Here is a 19,081-nt window from a genome sequence, read left to right as displayed (position 1 = left end):
GGATTCTGCGGGAAAGCCCGCGACCCGTCACGGACTGGACAAATGCCGCTGCAACAGGTCCCAGCGTTCGAGGACAACATCGTCTGGCTGCTGCGCGACGCGGCCGGTGGCAGCGTGATCGTCGATCCCGGCCAGGCCGCGCCGGTACTCGCTGCGCTTGCAGGCGCACCACCGCCGCACGCGATCCTGCTGACCCACCACCACAAAGACCATATCGACGGCGTGGCGGACCTGTTGCGGCATTGGCCACATGTGCCGGTGATCGCGCCGCACGACGACCGTATCCCCATCGCCACCCGGCGCGTGGCAGAGGGTGATTCGGTTGATGCCGGGCCGTGGCAGTTCACGACCATCGAAATTCCAGGGCATACGCGCAGCCATGTCGCCTTCCACGGCGATGACCTCGACGGCAGCGCGCTGCTGTTCTGCGGGGACACACTGTTCAGCCTGGGCTGCGGGCGGATGTTCGAAGGCACGCCGGCGCAGATGCACGTCTCGTTGGAAAGGTTGGCCGCCCTGCCGGGCGAGACGCGGGTCTGCTGCGGGCACGAATACACGTTGGCGAACGCCGCCTTCGCGACCACGGTCGATCCCGGCAACATCGCGCTGCGTGAACGCGCACGCGAGGTTCGCCAGTTGCGCCAGACCGGTCAGTCCACCCTGCCGGCCACCCTCCACGTCGAGCGCGCCTGCAATCCGTTCCTGCGCTGCGACGACCCCGCTGTGCGCGCCTCGGCAGAAACGCATGCAGGGCATGCGCTGGCATCGCCGGCCGAGGTCTTCGCCAGTCTGCGCCATTGGAAGGACGGCTTTCGCGGATGAGGCGGGTGCGCATGTTCGCGGGGGCATTGGTGTTCGCCAGTGCAATCGCGCTCGCCTCGTCTGCGCCGCATACCCGCAGCGGCGGCGAGATCATGCAGCGCTTCCACGTCGGCCTGGCTGATCCCGATTGCCGCAAGCCCAGCGCGCGCTGGCGCAGCCATTACGCACACGTCGCTGAACACCTCGCGGATCAGGATGAAACCGCCCTCGCGGTATTCGGTTACGTGCTGGATGAAGTGCGCGAGGCAGGCCTGCCGAGCGAATTCGCGCTGATTCCGTTCGTGGAAAGCCGCTACCGCGCCGATGCACGCAGCACCGGTGGCCCTGCTGGCCTGTGGCAGTTCACCGCCGGCACCGCGCGCCGCCACGGCATGAGCGTGCACGGCAAGGTGGATGATCGACTGTCGGTGGTCGCTTCCACCCGGGCAGCGGTTCGCTACCTCAATCGCCTGCACGCGATGTTCGGCCAGGACTGGCGGCAGACAGCGATGGCATACAACGCCGGCGAAGGCGCATTGCGCGCGTCGCGTCGCAAAGGTGCCGCGCGACTGTCCGGCATCACCCGCAGCTATCCGCTCAAGCTGCATGCGATCGCTTGCCTGTTCGACCAGCACGCCGACAACCCGCGCTGGCAACGCGCGATCGAGCGACAGGTGCCGCGGCTGGTCCCGCGACGGCTGCCTGCCGCGACACGCGACCTGCGCGCATGGGCCATCGCGCAAGGTCTCGATGCGGACTTCGTCATCGCCCTCAATCCGGGATGGCATCCCGGCGCGCGTGACGCGCTAGTACCCATCGGCACCGACGCTGGCCGCACCGCGCCCGACGAGGCAAACTAGAAGGATTGCTCGACGCGACCCGCGCGGCATCGAAGGAGACACCATGGGATTCCTGCAAGGCAAGCGTGCACTGATCACCGGCATCGCCAGTCAGCGTTCGATCGCCACCGGCATCGCCGATGCCATGCATCGCCAAGGCGCCGAGCTGGCACTGACCTACCAGAACGAGAAGCTGAAATCGCGGGTGGACGACGCCGCGGCCAACTACGGCAGTAGCATCGTGTTGCCGCTGGATGTGGCTGATGACGGCCAGATCGACGCCTGTTTCGACCACCTCGGCAAGCACTGGAGGGACGGTTTCGACATCCTCGTGCATTGCATCGCGTTCGCCCCGCGCGAGGCGATCGAGGGCGATTTTCTGGATGGCATCAACCGCGAACGCTTTCACATCGCCCACGACATCAGCGCCTACTCGCTGGCGGCAATCGCCAAGGCTGCGCGCCCACTGATGAAGGGCCGCAACGGCTCGGTGCTGACCCTGAGCTACCTGGGTGCGGAACGCGCGCTGGCCAACTACAACACCATGGGCGTGGCCAAGGCCTCGCTGGAAGCCACCGTGCGCTACATGGCGATGGCGCTGGGTCCGGAGGGCACGCGCGTCAACGCGATCTCGGCGGGTCCGATCCGCACCTTGGCCGCCAGCGGCGTCGCCAATTTCCGCAAGATGCTCACCCAGTTCGAGGCCGTCGCGCCGCTGCGCCGGGTGGTCACCATCGAGGACGTCGGCAATGCCGCCGCGTTCCTGTGTTCGGACCTTGCCGCCGGCATCACCGGCGAGATCACTTATGTCGATGCCGGTTACAACATCATGGGAATGAGCGGGATCGAATGATCCGCGTCATCCCGTGATCCTGTTCGACAACGAAAACGCCCGGCAATGCCGGGCGTTTTCGTTGGCCATGCCCGGCGATCACCGGGCATGCGTTGCCTCATCTCACAACCGGTCTTCGGCAACCTTGATCTGGTACTTGCCGCGCGCAGCGCGGACGAAGGCTTTCTGTGCCTGAAAGCCGGACGCCTGCGACAACTGCTGGCGCAACTGATCACGTTCTTCCGCGGTGACCTGGCCGATGTCCCCATCGCGCACCGCGCGGATCGCGAACACGATGAACTGTCCGCCGGCTTCTGTCTTGCCGACCGGGATCAAGTTGTCCTGCGGGCGCGGGACGCGGAAGAACGCCTCCACCACCTCAGGGGAAGGCACGGCACTGCCGCGACGGACGTCATTCGCCTCGCCCATTGCCAAGGTGGCGGCCGTGGCCGCCGCCGGCAGGCCTGAGGCCTTCGCCGCCTTGACCAGCGTATCCGCTGCGGCTTCCGCCGCCTTGCGCTGGCGATCGGCACGGATCGCCAACACCACCGCATTGCCGACTTGCGACAACGGCAACGCTGCTTCCGGTTTGTGTTCGACGACCCGGATCAGCACAGTGCGGGTAGGCGACAGCTCGATCGGGTCGCTTGCGGTGCCGTCGCGGATCAAGGTGTCGGAGAACGCAGCGCGCAACACCTTCTGATCGGAAGCGATACCTGGGCCACCACCTCGCGGGAACGCCGGGGTGGTCTGCACCATCAAGCCCAGCGATTTTGCCGCCGGCTCCAGCGAATTCGGATTCTTGTACACCGCATCGACCAGCTTGCCGCTGAGCTCGTTGAACGCACGTTCGCGCCCGCCTTCGACCAGTTCCTGCTCCAGTTGGGCACGCACCGCCTCGAACGGCTGGCGGGTACCACCACGCAGTTCGTCGAGCTTGATCACATGCCAGCCGAAATCAGTCTTCACTGGCCCACGCACTTCACCGGCCGCCATTGCAAATGCCGCATCGTCGAAGGGGCCGGGCATGCCGCCCTTGGCCAGCCAGCCCAGACTGCCGCCCGCGGCCTTGGAGCCGGCGTCATCGGAATTGGCCCGTGCCAGGGCCGCGAAATCCGCACCCGCCACCCGGGCCTGATCCGCCAGCTTCTTCGCGCGCGCTTCGGCCGCCTGCTTGTCAGCGTCGCTGGCATCGGCCGCGACCTGCACCAGGATGTGCGAGACCGAACGCTGCTCGGCGGTCGAAAACTTCGCAGCTTGTTCCTCGTAGAGCTTGCGCAACGCGGCTTCATCAGCCACCGGCACTGGCAGCGTGCTGGCGTCGACTTCGACGTATTCCAGGCGCACCGTCTCCGGGCTGCGATAGTCGCGCGCGTTCGCTTCGTACCACGCCTGGATCTGCGCTGGCGTGATCGGCGCCGTGTCCGCCGGTATCGGCGGCATCACCACGAAACTGACGTCACGACGTTCACCGAGCAGGCGCATGAGCCGATCGAGCTCCATGTCGGTGACGAACCCGGACCGCGCCAGCCGGCTCGGGATCAATCCGTACTGCAGGTTGTCGCGAACCGTCTGCTCGAACGTGCGCGGCGTCTGAGGCGGGTTCTGTGAAGCCAGCAGCAGCTGGTAGCGATCCGCGTCGAACTTGCCATCGACCTGGAAATCCGGGATCTGCTGGATCTCCTGGCGGATCTCGGCGTCGCTGACCACGATGCCGTCGCTCTCGGCCGCGAGCCGCATCAGTTGCTCGTCGATCATGTCATCCAGGATCTGGCGCTTGTTCTCCGCCGACTCGAACGCCTTGCTGTCGAACTTGTCGCCCTGCTCGTCGCGCAGCCGCATGCGCATCGTCTCCAGCCGCTGCCGGTAGTCCTGCGCATCGATGTCGTGGGTCTTCCACAGGTAGCTCACCGGCCATGCCTGGGGCGCGGATGGCCACCACGCAGGCGGCTGGGTGATGCGCGCAGCGTAAGCGTCCACCTTTTGCGTGAGGTAGGACTCCATTCCGAAGAAAGCGAACGGGATGATCAGCAGGCCGAGGATGACCGTGGCGATCCAGCCGGAAGTCTTGTCGCGAAGTGTCTGCAGCATGGTCGGATTACGATGAGGCGTAGCCGACTAGTCTAGCGCGCCGCCGTCAAATGGGTTCGATCCATCAGCGACACGGTTACTGAAAAAAAAAGCCCCGCATCGCTGCGAGGCTTCTCAATAAATGGCGGAGTGGACGGGACTCGAACCCGCGACCTCCGGCGTGACAGGCCAGCATTCTAACCGACTGAACTACCACTCCGCTGAGACGAACATCATAGCGTGCGAGCAATGCGCACGCAATGCTTTTTTGGTGGGCACTGAGGGGATCGAACCCCCGACCCGCTCCGTGTAAAGGAGCCGCTCTACCGCTGAGCTAAGTGCCCGCCCCCGGATTATCGCAGCGCAACGCCACCAGCGGAACCTTCCCGCAACAAAAAAGCCCGACGATGCCGGGCTTTTTTTCGGACGATGCGACTGCGATCAGTTGACCGCGTCCTTCAGCGCCTTGCCAGCCTTGAACGCCGGATTCTTCGACGCCTTGATCTTGATCGTCTCGCCGGTGCGCGGGTTGCGCCCAGTGCGCGCGCCACGCTTGCGCACCGAGAAGGTACCGAAACCCACGAGGGTCACGGTGTCGCCCTTCTTCAGTGCCTTGGTGATGGCGGCAACCATCGCGTCGAGCGCACGGCCGGCGTCAGCCTTGGTCAGCTCGGCACCATCGGCGATGGCGTCAACGAAGTCGGATTTGTTCATTTGTTTGGTTGCTCCCTTGCGGAATGGGTACAGAAGTATTCGGTGACCGGATCCGGCGGCGCTACCTGCCTCGATCCCGGGCTTGCCACGACGTACAGATGCGGTACGCCACGGTTGCGAAACTTTATACCAGCGCTCTTTTTTGCATGCAACCCGGAAAGCAAGCACTGGCGCGGCTTTCAGCGTCACGCCGACGAATGGCACGGATCCCGAGAGTCAATGCTTGACATCGTTGCTTGCGCGATCCCCGGCTTTCGACAGCGGTGGTTGCGCGTCGTCGCCCGACACCACTCGCCCCGGCAGCGGTCTTTCCAACGCCAGGTCCAGCACTTCGTCGATCCACTTCACCGGCATGATCTTCATGTGCCTGGTGACCGCTGCCGGCAGGTCGGCGAGATCCTTGCGGTTCTCGTCCGGGATGATCACGGTCTTGATCCCGCCGCGCAGCGCGGCCAGCAACTTCTCCTTGAGGCCTCCGATCGCACTGACGCGGCCGCGCAAGGTGATCTCGCCGGTCATCGCCACGTCGTTCCGCACCGGGATGCGAGTGAGCATCGACACCAACGCAGTCGCCATCGCGATGCCAGCACTTGGGCCATCCTTCGGGGTCGCGCCATCCGGCACATGCACGTGCACGTCGTATTTCTGCAGGAAATCGAGATCAATGCCGAGCCGTTCCGTGCGAGCGCGCACCACCGACAACGCCGCCGACGCCGACTCCTTCATCACGTCGCCCAATTGGCCGGTCAACATCAGTGCCCCCTTGCCCGGCACCAACGTTGACTCGATCTGCAGCAGGTCGCCGCCGACTTCGGTCCAAGCCAGCCCGGTGACCAGGCCGATCTCGTTCTCAGCCTCGGCGCGACCGAAGTCGAAGCGCTGCACACCGAGATACTTGTCCAGATTCCTGCTGGTGACATTGATTGTCTTGGGTTTCGCGCCCTTGGGCTGGGGCCCCTTCAACGCGATCTCCTTGACCACCTTGCGCGAAATCTTGGCGATCTCGCGCTCCAGGTTGCGCACGCCGGATTCGCGCGTGTAGTAACGAATGATGTCGGTGATCGCGTTGTCGGCGATCTTCAGCTCGCCTTCTCGCAGGCCGTTCGCGGTCAACTGCTTCGGTACCAGATAGCGCATCGCGATGTTGAGCTTTTCTTCCTCGGTGTAGCCGGGGATGCGGATCACTTCCATGCGGTCGAGCAAAGGACCCGGGATGTTCAGCGAATTGGAGGTCGCCACGAACATCACCTCGGACAGGTCAAGGTCGACTTCCAGGTAATGATCGTTGAAAGCGTGGTTCTGCTCGGGGTCGAGCACTTCGAGCAGCGCCGAGGACGGATCGCCGCGAAAATCCATCGACATCTTGTCGATCTCGTCGAGCATGAACAACGGGTTCTTGGCACCGACCTTGTTGAGGTTCTGCACGATCCGTCCCGGCATGGAACCCACGTAGGTGCGGCGATGCCCGCGGATCTCGGCCTCGTCGCGGACGCCGCCCAATGCCATGCGCACGAACTTGCGGTTGGTTGCCTTGGCGATGCTCTGCCCCAACGAGGTCTTGCCCACGCCCGGCGGCCCGACCAGGCACAGGATCGCGCCCTTCATCTTGGCCACGCGGGTCTGCACCGCGAGGTATTCGAGGATGCGTTCCTTGACCTTCTCCAGCCCGTAGTGGTCGGCGTCCAGCACGTCCTGCGCGGCCTTGAGGTCCTTGCGGATCTTGCTTCGCGCGTTCCATGGCACGCCCAGCAGCCAATCGAGGTAATTGCGGACCACACCGGCCTCGGCCGACATCGGCGACATCTGCTTCAGCTTGGCGAATTCGGCCTTGGCCTTGGTCTCCACCGGCTTCGGCATGCCGGCGGCTGCGATCTTCTTGGCGATCTCGTCGAGGTCGTTCGGCGCGTCGTCGAGCTCGCCGAGCTCCTTCTGGATCGCCTTCATCTGCTCGTTGAGGTAGTACTCGCGCTGGGATTTCTCCATCTGCGACTTGACCCGACCGCGAATCCGCTTCTCCATCTGCTGCACGTCGATCTCGCCATCGACCAAGCCCACCAGCATTTCCAGCCGCTCGGCGGTGTCCAGCGTTTCCAGCAGTTTCTGCTTGTCGGCCAGGCGCACACCCAGGTGGGCCGCGATGGTGTCGGCCAGGCGCGAGGGATCGTCGATCCCGGACAGTGTCTGCATCAATTCCGGCGGCAGTTTGCGATTGGTCTTGATGTACTGCTCGAACATCGACATCAGCGACCGTGCGATCGCCTCGATTTCGCGCGGCTCACGGGTCTCGGCGGAATCCACCACCTCAGCGTTACCCGACAATGCGCCACCCTCTTCGCGCACGCCATCCACGCGGGCACGCACCAAGCCTTCGACCAGCACCTTGATGGTGCCATCCGGCAGCTTGAGCAATTGCAGCACCTGCGCAAGCGTGCCGATGGGATGCAGATCTCCCGCGCCGGGGTCATCGGTCTCAGCGGATTTCTGCGCGACCAGCAGGATCCGCTTGTCGCCTTCCATCGCGATGTCGAGCGCACGGATCGACTTGTCGCGACCGACGAACAACGGGATCACCATGTGCGGGAACACGACCACGTCACGCAGCGGCAGCACCGGCAGGACAAGCGCAGGATGTTCGGCGGGGTTGCTCATGCGGACTCCATTCACGTCATACGGCGCGATGGCGCCGCCATGCGACGGTTATGGGGTTATACGCAGCGGGATGCAAGCGGGATGCGTGCCGAACGCACGTCGATATCGATTCCTGCAAACAGGAAGGCCGCCTCGCGGCGGCCTCCTTCACACGCCAAGGGCCTGTCAGTCCGCGGAGGCGGCCTTGGCCGGTGCCGGCACGCTTTGGTAGATCAGGTACGGCTCGGACTTGTGTTCGATCACCGATTCGTCGACCACCACCTTGCTGACGTTTTCCAGCGACGGCAGGTCGTACATCGTGTCGAGCAGCACCGACTCGACGATGGTGCGCAAGCCGCGCGCACCGGTCTTGCGCTTGAGCGCCCGCTTGGCGATCGCGGCAAGCGCATCGGGGCGGATTTCCAGTTCAACGCCTTCCATCTCGAACAGTTTCCTGAACTGCTTGGTGATCGCGTTCTTCGGCTCGGTGAGGATCTTCATCAGCGCCGGCTCATCGAGCTCTTCCAGCGTCGCGACTACCGGCAGGCGGCCAACGAACTCCGGAATCAGCCCGTACTTGATCAGGTCTTCCGGTTCGACCTGCGCAAGTACCTGGCCGATGTCGGCCTTGCGCTCCACGCTCTTGACCTTGGCGCCGAACCCGATGCCGCCGGCTTCGCTGCTGCGCTGCTGGATCACCTTGTCCAGGCCGGCGAATGCCCCGCCAACGATGAACAGGATGTTGCGGGTATCGACCTGAAGGAATTCCTGCTGCGGATGCTTGCGCCCACCCTGTGGCGGCACACTGGCGACGGTGCCCTCGATCAGCTTCAACAGCGCCTGCTGCACGCCTTCGCCGGACACGTCACGAGTAATCGACGGGTTCTCGGACTTGCGGCTGATCTTGTCGATTTCGTCGATGTAGACGATGCCCTGCTGCGCTTTTTCGACATCGTAGTCGCACTTCTGCAGCAGCTTCTGGATGATGTTTTCCACGTCCTCGCCGACGTAGCCCGCTTCGGTCAGCGTGGTCGCATCGGCCATGGTGAACGGCACGTTGAGCATGCGCGCCAGCGTTTCCGCGAGCAGCGTCTTTCCCGACCCGGTCGGGCCCACCAGCAGGATGTTGGATTTTGCCAGCTCGATATCGTCCGACTTCTGCCGGCTCTCGATGCGCTTGTAGTGGTTGTAGACCGCCACGGCGAGAGTCTTCTTCGCTCGCTGCTGGCCGATCACGTACTGGTCGAGGACCTCGAGGATCTCGCGCGGCTTCGGCAGGGAGCTGCGCGTGGACTGCGCCTTCTCCTCCAACTCCTCGCGAATGATGTCGTTGCAGAGCTCGACGCACTCGTCGCAGATGAACACACTCGGCCCCGCGATCAGCTTGCGTACCTCGTGCTGGCTCTTTCCGCAGAAGGAGCAGTACAGGATCTTGGTGCTGTCGCCGGTGGTGCGTCCCTGACGGTCTTCGCTCATTCGTTGCTCACTCGCCGCGCTACGCGGCTTCGGCCCGAGGATACCATACGCCCCCGCCGGGCCAAGCAGGGCCTGAATTCGCCTGGAATGGCTCCAGTACGCGCTTTGCGGGGCAGCCAAGCCACCCCTTCGTGGCCTCAGCCGGCCTGGATCGATTCGTCCGGGCGACGCACCAGCACCTCGTCGACCAAGCCGTATTCGCGGGCGGCCTCGGCGGACTTGAAGTTGTCGCGCTCGGTGTCGCGAGCGATGGTGTCGATCGGCTGGCCGGTGTGATGGGCCAGGATCTCGTTCAGACGCTGGCGCATCGACAGTATCTCGCGGGCCTGGATGTCGATGTCGGTGGCCTGGCCCTGGGCGCCGCCGAGCGGCTGGTGGATCATCACCCGCGAGTTCGGCAATGCATAACGCTTCCCGGACGAACCCGCCGCCAGCAGCACCGCGCCCATCGAACAGGCCTGGCCCACGCAGATCGTGCTCACGTCCGGCTTGATGTACTGCATGGTGTCGTAGATCGCCATGCCCGCGGTGACGATGCCGCCCGGCGAGTTGATGTACAGGCTGATGTCCTTCTCGGGGTTCTCGGCCTCGAGGAACAGCATCTGCGCGACGACCACGTTGGCGACGTGATCGTCGATGCCGCCGACCAGGAAGATCACCCGCTCCTTCAGCAGGCGCGAATAGATGTCGTACGCGCGCTCGCCGCGACTGGTCTGTTCGACCACCATCGGCACGAGGTTGAGGGCTTTGATCGGGTCCATGGGTTCTCGCTTGAAGCTGGGGGAGTGCGGTTTACTGGCCGATCGCTTCCTGAAAGCCGATCGCCTGTTCGGTGTGCTGGGCGCGCTCGGCGATCCAGTCGATCACCTGCTCTTCCATCACGCGGTTCTGCAGGCCCTGCATCAACTGGGGATCGTTGCGGTACAACGCAATGACCTGTTCCGGCTGTTCGTAGGTCGAGGCGATCAGGCGCATGGTTTCGTTCAGCCTGGACTGCTCGAGACGCAGTTCGTTGCGGCGAGCGACCTCGCCGACCAGCAGGGCGACCAGCACGCGCTTGCGGCCTGCATCCTGGAACGCCTCGATGCCGGCACCGATCTGCTGACCTTGGCGACGCGCCTGCTCGGTGGCATTGGCGAGCAGCACGCGTGCCTCGTTCTCGACCAGGCGCGGCGGCAGTTCGATGTCGGCGTAGGCGGCGATCAGCTGCTCGCCGACTTCGCGACGCAGGCGATTCATCAATGCGCCCTTGAGCTCGCGCTCCAGGTTGCTGCGGATCTCGGCCTTGAATTGCTCGAGGTCGCCGCTCTTCACGCCGAAGCTGCGGATGAACGCGGCATCGACCTCCGGCAGCACCTGCTCGGCGATGTCGATCAGCTTGAACGTGGAGGTGACGGTCTTGCCGGCGAATTGCGGCATGTGCCAGTCCGCCGGCAGGGTCACGTCGATGGTCTTTTCCTCGCCCGGCTGCATCCCCGCGATGGCGGCCTCGACTTCCGGATACATCGCACCGGAGCCCAGCACGGTGCTGGTCTTCTCGAAGCCTTCGGCCGGCATGCGCGCTCCGTCGAGGATGCTGGCGGTTTCCAGGTTGGCCATGTCGCCGGTCTTGGCAGCGCGCTCGACCTTGCTCCAGCTGGCGCGCTGCTGGCGCAGGTTCTCGAGCATGCGCTCGATGTCGGCATCGGTGACTTCCGAGGTGTTGCGGACGACTTCGAGCTTGGTCATGTCGAGGTCACCGAACTCCGGCACCAGCTCCAGCGAAGCGACGTACTTCAGCTCGCCCTCGCCGGCCTCGACGTCCTGGCTGATCTGCGGGGCCCCGGCGATGCGCAATTCGTTCTCGCGCACGGCCTGGTCCATGCCCTGGCGCAGCAGGCCGTCGACGATCTCGGCGCGAACCTGGCCGCCGTAGCGTTGCTCGACGACCTTGGTCGGCACCTTGCCGGGGCGGAAACCCTTGATGCGCACGGTACGCGCGATCTCGCGCAGGCGGCCGCCGACCTGGGTGTCGACATCGCCCGCAGGCAGGCTGAGGATGACGCGGCGCTCGAGGTTGCCGGTGGATTCGACCGAGACTTGCATGATGCGATGACTCCTGCACGGGTTCGCGCGAACCCGGTTGCGCGTAAGGGGTTGGACGGATGCCGAGCTAAGTGCCCGGCGGAACGCGCTAGTTTGGCCGATCCGCCGGCATCCCGCCACCCGTTTCGGGATTCGCTGGCAAGCCGGGGATCTCGTGAGCCAAAAAGCAAACGCCCGGCAAGCCGGGCGTTTGTGGGACTTGGTGGGCCGTCAAGGATTCGAACCTTGGACCTATTGATTAAGAGTCAACTGCTCTACCAACTGAGCTAACGGCCCCGAACAAAAATTGTAGCGTTTGCAGGGATGCCAGCGCAACCGCGTCGCATCACTTCAACATTGGGGTGGATGATGGGATTTGAACCCACGACCCCCGGAATCACAATCCGGTGCTCTAACCAACTGAGCTACACCCACCAAAGTTGCTTGACTGGAACGAAACATCCACCACATTGGCGCGCCCGGCAGGAATCGAACCTGCAACCGCCGGCTTAGAAGGCCGGTGCTCTATCCGGTTGAGCTACGGGCGCTCGTTCCGGATTGTCGCATCGAACTCCACTGCCAGAATGCCGCGCCGGAGTGGTCGGGGTAGAGGGATTCGAACCCCCGACATCCTGCTCCCAAAGCAGGCGCGCTACCAGACTGCGCTATACCCCGCCGACGGAACCCGACCTGGTGCCTTCGCAGCTTCCCGCACACACCAGTACGACGAAACAGCCGCGTATTGTCCGGCCCCGGGCGCGCAGTGTCAACGCACGACGCCGCGGAAGCGAATCAGCACGGCTACTGGCCGGTGCCGGTCGCCGCTACAATGCGCCGGCGCGAAAGTGGCGGAATTGGCAGACGCCCTGGTTTTAGGTACCAGTGCCGCAAGGCGTAGGGGTTCGAGTCCCCTCTTTCGCACCAACCAGAGACAGCCCAACTGTCGGCAAAACGTATACCAGTCGCGTTATGCTCTGCGCGAGCGGCGAGAGCCGCGCTCACACGGGAATCGACGACATGATGCGCAGCGGCAATCCGGCCCTCAAGGACAACACGTTCCTCGACCTCGGCAGCGGCACTTTGGTCCGCAACGATGCCGGTGCGATGAGCATCAATGGTACGGTCAACAAGACCGCGCTCTTGCTGGTGATCACCTTGGCCGGCGCGTTGTTCACCTGGTCGCAGTTCTCCACAGCGATGGCCGCGGGCAATCCCGGTGCGGTGATGCCCTATGTCTGGGGCGGCGCGATCGGCGGCTTCGTGGTGGCGCTGGTCACGGTGTTCAAGAAAGAGTGGGCGATGTACACCGCTCCACTGTATGCGGTGCTGGAAGGCCTGTTCCTCGGCGCGGTGTCGGCGATGTTCGAACTGCGCTTCCCTGGGATCGTCATGCAGGCGGTCGGCCTGACCTTCGGTACCCTGGCCGCCCTGCTGATGGCGTATCGCAGCGGCCTGATCAAGGCGACCGAGAACTTCAAGCTGGGCGTGGTCGCGGCCACCGGCGGCATCGCCCTGCTTTACCTGGTCAACATCGGCATGCGCCTGTTCGGCTTCGATGGCATGGGCTTTATCCACGAAAGCAGCCTGATGGGCATCGCGTTTTCCGGCTTCGTGGTGGTGATCGCGGCACTTAACCTGGTGCTGGATTTCGATTTCATCGAGACCGGCGTCGAGCAGGGCGCACCGAAGTACATGGAGTGGTACGCCGCATTCGGCCTGCTGGTTACACTGATCTGGCTGTACCTGGAGATGCTGCGCCTGCTGAGCAAGCTGCAGTCGCGCAACTGACCTTCGTTGCGATGAAAGAAAAAGGGCACCGCGAGGTGCCCTTTTTCGTTTTGGAACCACTGATGACGAGACTGCCGGGCAATCCCGCCATCTACGTCGCGCCCGTCACAGCCGCGTGGCGATCGCCTTGGCAAACGACATCGTGTTGCCCTCGCCACCCAGATCCGGGGTCAGCGAATCCTTGGCTTCCAGCGTTCCGATGATCGCGGCACGCAGGCGCTCGGCCTGCTCAGGCAGCGCTAGATGGTCGAGCATCTGCGCCGCGCCCAGCAGCAACGCGCAGGGATTGGCGATGCCCTTGCCGGCGATGTCCGGCGCGGAACCGTGCACGGCCTCGAAGATCGCCGCCTCGGTGCCGATGTTCGCGCCGGGGGCCAGACCCAGACCACCGACCAGGCCGGCGCACAGGTCGGAAATGATGTCGCCGAACAGGTTGGTGGTGACGATGATGTCGAACTGCTCCGGCTTCATCACCAACTGCATGCAGGTGTTGTCGACGATCATCTCGTTGCACTGGATGTCGGGGTACAACTGCGCCACTTCGCGCGCGGTCTTGAGGAAAAGGCCCGAGGTCGACTTCAGGATGTTGGCCTTGTGCACCACGGTGACTTTCTTGCGGCCGGTCTTGCGGGCCAGCTCGAAGGCATAGCGGACGATGCGCTCGGAACCCTTGCGGGTGATCTTCTGGGTAAGCACAGCGGTTTCGCCATCTTCGGAGACCGACTGACCCTCGCCGATGTAGGCACCCTCGGTGTTCTCGCGCACGGTGATCAGGTCGACACCGGACGGGAACCGCGACTTGGTGTTCGGGAAGCTCTTGGCCGGGCGCACGTTGGCGTACAGGTCGAAGCGCTTGCGCAGCTCGACGTTGATCGAGCTGAAGCCCTCGCCGACCGGCGTGGTCAGCGGCGACTTCAATGCGATGCGGTGCTTGCGGATGGAATCCATGGTCGATGCCGGCAGCAATTCGCCGTGCTTTTCCAGGGCGGCCAGGCCGGCATCGGCGAATTCGTAGGACAGGCCCAGTTGCATCGCGTCGAGCACGTGCAGGGTGGCATCCATGATTTCCGGGCCGATGCCATCGCCACGGATGACCGTGATGGTCTGAGTCATTGCAGTGTTTGCTCCAGGGCAGGGGGAGCGCGCGGCGGCATGGCCGCGCGGGAAACGCGAGAAGGTTTCAGGCGCAATTATGCCCGAAGTGGCCGCCTTCCCCGGCATCCGACCTTGGTCGCAGGCCGGCTGCCTGCGTTCAACCGTGGTCGTGCGGGGCCGGTGATGTGGCTTCGCCCTGCTCCAGCGTGTCGAGAAAATCGACGGCGCGGCGCAGGTGCGGGATCACGATGGAGCCGCCGACGACCAGGCCGATCGAGAACGCCTCGAACATCTCGTCGCGGTTGACGCCGGCCTCCTTGCACTGGGCAACGTGATAACTGATGCAGTCGTCGCAGCGGAGCACCATCGACGCCACCAGCCCGCACAATTCCTTGGTCTTCACGTCCAGCGCGCCGGCCTGGTAGGTCTGCGTGTCCAGCGCGAAGAAGCGGCGCACGACCTGGTTGGGCTCGGCCAGGATGCGCGTATTCATGCGCTGGCGGAACTCGGTGAAGGCCTTGACGCGATCTTGTTCGCCGCCTTCGCCGCTCATGCGCCTTCTCCCGCCAGCAACGGCTCCAGCTTGCCGGCGCGATGCAGGGCCATCATGTCGTCATAGCCGCCGACATGGACATCGCCCACGAAGATCTGCGGCACGCTGGTACGGCGCGCCTTCGCCATCATCGCCTCGCGGGCGACGGGATTGGTGTCGATCCGCACCTCGGTCCAAGCATGGCCTTTGCTCTTCAGGAAGTTCTTGGCCATCACGCAATATGGGCAGATGGCCGAGGAGTACAGGGTGATCACGGGGGGGCTGTTGTCGCTCAAGTTCGATCTCCGGGAACGCGGATGCTGCAATCTTGTCGTATCTGCGGGCAGCGGCGGGTATTTTCCAGCTGCTCAAGCCCCGTTCACACCGATCGCACGCGAACGCAGCATTCTGATCCCATGACGATTGCCCGATACCGCACTGCCCCGCGCCGCCTCCTGCCCGCCGCCCTCGCCTTCGGCCTGGCCTTGGCGATCGGCGCGGCCACCGCCCAGGACAACCGCCTGCCCGACATAGGTTCATCCGCCGGCAACGTGCTGTCGCCGGCCAAGCAGGCCGAATACGGCGACATGGTGCTGGCCCAGCTGCGCCACGAGGGCTACGTCCTCGAAGATCCATTGCTCGACGGCTGGCTGCGCGATGTCGGCCAGCGCCTGGCCGGTGCCAGCGACCGCCCCCAGCAGTCCTTCACCTTCTTCCTCCTGCGCGACCGGCAAATCAATGCCTTTGCGACGCTCGGTGGCTACATCGGTATGAACGCGGGCCTGATCCTGTCCGCGGAGCGCGAAGACGAGATGGCCGGCGTGCTGGCCCACGAAATCGCCCATGTCACCCAGCAGCACGTGTTGCGCGGAGCCGAGAAGGCGCAGCGCGACAGCCTGCCGATCATGCTTGCCATGCTGGGCGCGATCGTGGCAGCGCAACAGGCCGGCGGCAATTCCAGCGGTGATGCCACTTCGGCCGCGGTGATGACCGGGCTGGGCCTGCTGCAGCAACGGCAGATCGACTACACCCGCGACAACGAGGCCGAGGCCGACCGTGTCGGCATCCGCAACCTCTCGCGCAGCGGCTACGACCCGGAAGCGATGGCCGATTTCTTCCAGACCCTGCAATCGGTGGTGCGGATGAACCAGGGCGACGAGCGCGCCAGGGTTCCCAGCTATCTGCAGACGCATCCGGTCACCCTGACCCGGGTCAGCGAGGCGCGCGAGCGTGCCGCCAAGCTGGAGGCCCCGACCGTCGCCAGCACGACCACCGCCGGCAGCAATCCACTGCTGCCGCCCGGCCTGAGCATCGCCACCACCACTGCCGGCCAGCGCGGCCAGGGGGCGACCGGCGACTTCGGCTGGGCGCGCGAGCGGCTGCGCGTGTTGAGCGCGGACACGCCCGCGCAGGCGATCCGCGAATACCAGCAGATGCGCAGCAAGGAGCCGCTGAACGATGCCCGCCGCTACGGACTGGCGATCGCCCACCAGCAGGCCGGCCAAGGCCGCGAAGCCCTGCAGGAGCTGACCCCGCTGGCAGCCGCCCACCCCGGCAACCTGTGGCTGCAGGTCGCGGTGGCCGAGGCCGAGGCCCGCGCCGGCCAGCTGGCACAAGCAGACAAGCGCTTTGAATTGCTGCTGGCGCGGATGCCGACCCATCGCGCGCTCGCACTGAGTTATGCGCGGGTGCTGGCCGAGCGCAACAACCGCGATGCCGGCAGCCGAGCGGTCGCGGTGCTGCGCCCCCTGTCGACCACCGCCAGCGGCGATCCGCTGTTCCAGCAGGCCTATGCCCGCGCCAACGAGATCGCCGGCGACGATGTCCGCGCCGGCGAGGCCTGGGCCGAGGCCGCGTTCCTCGGCGGCCGTCCGGAACAGGCGCTGGTCCAGCTCAACAACCTGAAGAAGCGCGCCACCCTCGACTACTACGCGCGCAGCAGGATCGAGGCGCGGATCGCCGCGATCACCCCGACCGTGCTCGAACTGCGCCGCCAGGGCATCAAGGACGAAGAAGCCACCGGCCGGCTGAGCGTGGGCGTGCGCGCGGGCGGGTCCGCGGCCGAACGGTGACGGTGTCACCAAACCGTCACCAAACCGTCGTGTAATGGCAGGATCGCCGCAGGACGCGGCACTCCCCCGCCATGCAGGATCCGGCATGCAGAAGCACATCCTGATCGTCGACGACGAACCCGCGATCCGCGACATGGTCGCGTACGCCCTGCGCAAGGGCGAGTACGAGCCCGCGCATGCCGGCGACGCCCGCGAGGCACAGGCTTCGATCGCCGAACGCGTGCCCGACCTGATCCTGCTGGACTGGATGCTGCCCGGCACCAGCGGCCTGGAACTGGCGCGGCGCTGGCGCAAGGACGCGCTCACCCGCGACATCCCGATCATCATGCTCACCGCGCGCGGCGAGGAAAACGACCGCGTCGGCGGGCTCGAGGCCGGGGTCGACGACTACGTGGTCAAGCCGTTTTCCGCCCGCGAATTGCTGGCCCGGATCCGTGCGGTGTTGCGCCGCTCGCGCGACGACGACGAGGACGGCAGCGTGCAGGTCGGCGGGCTGCGCATCGACGGCGCCGCCCACCGTGTGTTCGCCGACTCCACCAGCGGCCCGACCCCGGTCCACATCGGCCCCACCGAATACCGCCTGCTGCATTTCTTCATGACCCATCCAGAGCGCGTGTACAGCCGCTCGCAACTGCTCGACCACGTCTGGGGCGGCAGCGTGTACGTGGAGGAACGCACGGTCGACGTGCATATCCGCCGCCTGCGCAAGACCCTGGAACCGCACCAGCTGGATCCGATGGTGCAGACCGTGCGTGGCGCGGGCTACCGGTTTTCGGCCTCCGCGTGAGTGACCTGTTCACCCGCCGTCAGGCGAGCGCCTAGACTTCCCTGATGTCGCCCGACGCCCGTTCCGCCTGGTTCCGCACGCTCGGCCAGCTCGCGCTGGTGCTGGTGGCGGGCTTGGGTGTGGGCCTGCTGCTGGGGCAGCCGTGGCCGGCGCTGACCCTTGCCGCGCTCGGTGTCGTCGCCTGGCATTACTGGAAATTGCGCAACGTGCTGCTGCGGCTGACCGCGCGGCAACGGCTCGCGCCATCGTCGGGTGTCGGCGTCTGGAACGAACTGGATCGCCTGCTCGCACGCAGCCAGCACGAGATGCGTGCGCGCAAGCGTCGGCTGCTGGCGATGTTGCGGGCGTATCGTGCCGCCGCCGCCGCGCTGCCGGATGCGGTCGTGGTGGTCGAACGCAATACCCAGCGCGTGCTCTGGTTCAACGAAGCCGCCACGCCCCTGCTCGGATTGCATTACCCGCGCCACCAGGACGCATCGCTCGTGGCCGCGCTGCAGCCGTTGCCGATGGCGCAATGGCTGGCCAGCGGGCGCAACGCCGAGCCGATGATCGATGTGGCGTCGCCGGCCAATCCCGACCTGCGCCTGCACCTCCGGCTGATCCCGTATTCCGATGAACTCTGGCTGCTGGTCGCTCGCGACGTGACCAAGATGATGCGGCTGGAACACATGCGCCGCGATTTCGTCGCCAATGTCTCGCACGAATTGCGCACGCCGCTGACCGTGATCCACGGCTACCTGGAAATGCTCGACCCGGAAGACAACCCGGACTGGACGCCGATGCTCGCGGAAATGCAACGGCAGTCGCAGCGCATGACCCAACTGGTCGAGGACCTGCTCACGCTGTCGCGGCTGGAAGCACGCGACACCCTGCCGGAAGATACCGTCGGCATGGCCTCGATGCTCGCCACCCTGCGCCGCGAGGCCGAGGCGCTCAGCCAGGGCCGTCACCGGATCAGCGTGGTCGATGACGCACGCATCGACCTCTGCGGCTCGACCAAGGAACTGCACAGCGCCTTCTCCAACCTGGTCGCCAACGCGGTGCGCTACACGCCCACCGACGGCGAGATCGACGTGCGCTTCGTCCGCGATGGCGATGGCGGCGCGACACTGTCGGTGCGCGATTCCGGCTACGGCATCCCCGCCGCTCATCTGCCGCGGATCACCGAACGCTTCTATCGCGTCTCCACCAGTCGTTCGCGCGAATCCGGCGGCACCGGCCTGGGCCTGGCCATCGCCAAGCACGTGCTGGGCCTGCACGACGCCCGCCTCGACATCGCCAGCGAGGTCGGCAAGGGCAGTACTTTCGCCTGCCGTTTCGGTCCCGCCCGAGTGCTCGCGCGCGACGCCACTCTCACTTCCACGACAACGCCATGACCCCCAC

The 19,081-nt window shown here is 65.2% G+C and carries 16 protein-coding genes and 7 tRNA genes; 8 read left to right on the top strand and 15 right to left on the bottom strand.

Features of this window, described 5'->3' with window-relative positions:
* The first annotated feature begins 42 nt into the window (after positions 1–42).
* Genes gloB through H9L16_RS10405 form a run of 3 tightly spaced genes read left to right on the top strand, consistent with a single transcriptional unit; the run spans position 43 to position 2,493 of the window.
* Positions 43–822 (top strand): hydroxyacylglutathione hydrolase, encoded by a 780-nt coding sequence (gene gloB / locus H9L16_RS10415; protein WP_187551635.1) that lies wholly within the window; start codon positions 43–45, stop codon positions 820–822.
* Positions 823–833: 11 nt separating this feature from the next.
* Positions 834–1,661 carry a lytic transglycosylase domain-containing protein gene (locus tag H9L16_RS10410; RefSeq protein ID WP_229796653.1) on the top strand — a complete coding sequence of 276 codons (828 nt, stop codon included), beginning with the start codon at positions 834–836 and terminating at the stop codon, positions 1,659–1,661.
* 43 nt (positions 1,662–1,704) lie between these two features.
* Positions 1,705–2,493, top strand: coding sequence for an enoyl-ACP reductase FabI (locus H9L16_RS10405; protein WP_187551633.1), 789 nt, complete (start codon positions 1,705–1,707; stop codon positions 2,491–2,493).
* 102 nt (positions 2,494–2,595) lie between these two features.
* Here H9L16_RS10405 and H9L16_RS10400 read toward each other — a convergent pair whose 3' ends face one another.
* The 12 genes from H9L16_RS10400 to H9L16_RS10345 all read right to left on the bottom strand — a co-directional run bounded on the left by H9L16_RS10400 (position 2,596) and on the right by H9L16_RS10345 (position 12,099).
* On the bottom strand, positions 2,596–4,563 hold the full coding sequence (locus H9L16_RS10400) for a SurA N-terminal domain-containing protein (protein ID WP_187551632.1): 1,968 nt from the start codon (positions 4,561–4,563) through the stop codon (positions 2,596–2,598).
* Positions 4,564–4,685: 122 nt separating this feature from the next.
* Positions 4,686–4,762: transfer RNA gene (locus H9L16_RS10395), tRNA-Asp, on the bottom strand.
* Between the two features lie 49 nt (positions 4,763–4,811).
* Positions 4,812–4,886, bottom strand: a tRNA-Val gene (locus tag H9L16_RS10390).
* Positions 4,887–4,983: 97 nt separating this feature from the next.
* On the bottom strand, positions 4,984–5,256 hold the full coding sequence (locus tag H9L16_RS10385; protein WP_187551631.1) for an HU family DNA-binding protein: 273 nt from the start codon (positions 5,254–5,256) through the stop codon (positions 4,984–4,986).
* Positions 5,257–5,472: 216 nt separating this feature from the next.
* A complete protein-coding gene (lon, locus tag H9L16_RS10380) occupies positions 5,473–7,905 on the bottom strand; it encodes an endopeptidase La (RefSeq protein WP_187551630.1) in 2,433 nt (810 codons plus the stop codon).
* A 165-nt stretch (positions 7,906–8,070) separates the two neighbouring features.
* Positions 8,071–9,360, bottom strand: a complete 1,290-nt coding sequence (gene clpX, locus H9L16_RS10375; RefSeq protein WP_187551629.1) for an ATP-dependent Clp protease ATP-binding subunit ClpX — start codon at positions 9,358–9,360, stop codon at positions 8,071–8,073.
* A 137-nt stretch (positions 9,361–9,497) separates the two neighbouring features.
* Positions 9,498–10,121 carry an ATP-dependent Clp endopeptidase proteolytic subunit ClpP gene (clpP, locus tag H9L16_RS10370; RefSeq protein ID WP_187551628.1) on the bottom strand — a complete coding sequence of 208 codons (624 nt, stop codon included), beginning with the start codon at positions 10,119–10,121 and terminating at the stop codon, positions 9,498–9,500.
* A 31-nt stretch (positions 10,122–10,152) separates the two neighbouring features.
* Positions 10,153–11,445: a trigger factor gene (gene tig / locus H9L16_RS10365; RefSeq protein ID WP_187551627.1), complete on the bottom strand. Its 1,293-nt coding sequence runs from the start codon at positions 11,443–11,445 to the stop codon at positions 10,153–10,155.
* Positions 11,446–11,645: 200 nt separating this feature from the next.
* Positions 11,646–11,721: transfer RNA gene (locus H9L16_RS10360), tRNA-Lys, on the bottom strand.
* 61 nt (positions 11,722–11,782) lie between these two features.
* A tRNA-His gene (locus H9L16_RS10355) sits at positions 11,783–11,859 on the bottom strand.
* A 36-nt stretch (positions 11,860–11,895) separates the two neighbouring features.
* Positions 11,896–11,972: transfer RNA gene (locus H9L16_RS10350), tRNA-Arg, on the bottom strand.
* Positions 11,973–12,022: 50 nt separating this feature from the next.
* A tRNA-Pro gene (locus H9L16_RS10345) sits at positions 12,023–12,099 on the bottom strand.
* 164 nt (positions 12,100–12,263) lie between these two features.
* Between H9L16_RS10345 and H9L16_RS10340 the strand changes: the two genes are divergently transcribed.
* A tRNA-Leu gene (locus tag H9L16_RS10340) sits at positions 12,264–12,348 on the top strand.
* A gap of 96 nt (positions 12,349–12,444) precedes the next feature.
* Entirely contained in the window at positions 12,445–13,212 is a 768-nt protein-coding gene (locus tag H9L16_RS10335) for a Bax inhibitor-1/YccA family protein (RefSeq protein ID WP_187554147.1), read from the top strand.
* A 105-nt stretch (positions 13,213–13,317) separates the two neighbouring features.
* Here the strand turns inward: H9L16_RS10335 and H9L16_RS10330 are convergent, their stop codons facing one another.
* The 3 genes from H9L16_RS10330 to grxC form a co-directional block, all read right to left on the bottom strand.
* Positions 13,318–14,325 carry an isocitrate dehydrogenase gene (locus H9L16_RS10330; protein WP_187551626.1) on the bottom strand — a complete coding sequence of 336 codons (1,008 nt, stop codon included), beginning with the start codon at positions 14,323–14,325 and terminating at the stop codon, positions 13,318–13,320.
* Positions 14,326–14,464: 139 nt separating this feature from the next.
* A complete protein-coding gene (locus H9L16_RS10325; RefSeq protein ID WP_187551625.1) occupies positions 14,465–14,860 on the bottom strand; it encodes a carboxymuconolactone decarboxylase family protein in 396 nt (131 codons plus the stop codon).
* Positions 14,857–15,135: a glutaredoxin 3 gene (gene grxC, locus H9L16_RS10320; RefSeq protein ID WP_229796598.1), complete on the bottom strand. Its 279-nt coding sequence runs from the start codon at positions 15,133–15,135 to the stop codon at positions 14,857–14,859. Before grxC ends, H9L16_RS10325 begins: the two co-directional genes overlap by 4 nt.
* Positions 15,136–15,255: 120 nt before the next feature.
* On the opposite strand from grxC, the gene H9L16_RS10315 reads away from it, so the two are divergent.
* The 3 genes from H9L16_RS10315 (at position 15,256) to phoR (ending at position 19,074) form a co-directional block, all read left to right on the top strand.
* Positions 15,256–16,911, top strand: coding sequence for a M48 family metalloprotease (locus H9L16_RS10315; RefSeq protein ID WP_187551624.1), 1,656 nt, complete (start codon positions 15,256–15,258; stop codon positions 16,909–16,911).
* Between the two features lie 85 nt (positions 16,912–16,996).
* Positions 16,997–17,698 (top strand): phosphate regulon transcriptional regulator PhoB, encoded by a 702-nt coding sequence (gene phoB, locus H9L16_RS10310; RefSeq protein WP_187551623.1) that lies wholly within the window; start codon positions 16,997–16,999, stop codon positions 17,696–17,698.
* A 44-nt stretch (positions 17,699–17,742) separates the two neighbouring features.
* A complete protein-coding gene (phoR, locus tag H9L16_RS10305) occupies positions 17,743–19,074 on the top strand; it encodes a phosphate regulon sensor histidine kinase PhoR (protein WP_187551622.1) in 1,332 nt (443 codons plus the stop codon).
* Positions 19,075–19,081 lie beyond the last annotated feature (7 nt).

The sequence above is a fragment of the Thermomonas carbonis genome, assembly GCF_014396975.1.
Lineage (GTDB): Bacteria > Pseudomonadota > Gammaproteobacteria > Xanthomonadales > Xanthomonadaceae > Thermomonas > Thermomonas carbonis.
Note: the sequence above shows the minus strand (reverse complement) of the source record. Positions and strands in the feature narration are given on the sequence as shown.

Bases quoted from the DNA above. Each gene is read 5' to 3' on its own strand.
- gloB (WP_187551635.1), top strand. From the start codon at position 43: ATGCCGCTGCAACAGGTCCCAGCGTTCGAGGACAACATCGTCTGGCTG.
- H9L16_RS10410 (WP_229796653.1), top strand. From the start codon at position 834: ATGTTCGCGGGGGCATTGGTGTTCGCCAGTGCAATCGCGCTCGCCTCG.
- H9L16_RS10405 (WP_187551633.1), top strand. From the start codon at position 1,705: ATGGGATTCCTGCAAGGCAAGCGTGCACTGATCACCGGCATCGCCAGT.
- H9L16_RS10400 (WP_187551632.1), bottom strand. From the start codon at position 4,563: ATGCTGCAGACACTTCGCGACAAGACTTCCGGCTGGATCGCCACGGTC.
- H9L16_RS10385 (WP_187551631.1), bottom strand. From the start codon at position 5,256: ATGAACAAATCCGACTTCGTTGACGCCATCGCCGATGGTGCCGAGCTG.
- lon (WP_187551630.1), bottom strand. From the start codon at position 7,905: ATGAGCAACCCCGCCGAACATCCTGCGCTTGTCCTGCCGGTGCTGCCG.
- clpX (WP_187551629.1), bottom strand. From the start codon at position 9,360: ATGAGCGAAGACCGTCAGGGACGCACCACCGGCGACAGCACCAAGATC.
- clpP (WP_187551628.1), bottom strand. From the start codon at position 10,121: ATGGACCCGATCAAAGCCCTCAACCTCGTGCCGATGGTGGTCGAACAG.
- tig (WP_187551627.1), bottom strand. From the start codon at position 11,445: ATGCAAGTCTCGGTCGAATCCACCGGCAACCTCGAGCGCCGCGTCATC.
- H9L16_RS10335 (WP_187554147.1), top strand. From the start codon at position 12,445: ATGCGCAGCGGCAATCCGGCCCTCAAGGACAACACGTTCCTCGACCTC.
- H9L16_RS10330 (WP_187551626.1), bottom strand. From the start codon at position 14,325: ATGACTCAGACCATCACGGTCATCCGTGGCGATGGCATCGGCCCGGAA.
- H9L16_RS10325 (WP_187551625.1), bottom strand. From the start codon at position 14,860: ATGAGCGGCGAAGGCGGCGAACAAGATCGCGTCAAGGCCTTCACCGAG.
- H9L16_RS10315 (WP_187551624.1), top strand. From the start codon at position 15,256: ATGACGATTGCCCGATACCGCACTGCCCCGCGCCGCCTCCTGCCCGCC.
- phoB (WP_187551623.1), top strand. From the start codon at position 16,997: ATGCAGAAGCACATCCTGATCGTCGACGACGAACCCGCGATCCGCGAC.
- phoR (WP_187551622.1), top strand. From the start codon at position 17,743: ATGTCGCCCGACGCCCGTTCCGCCTGGTTCCGCACGCTCGGCCAGCTC.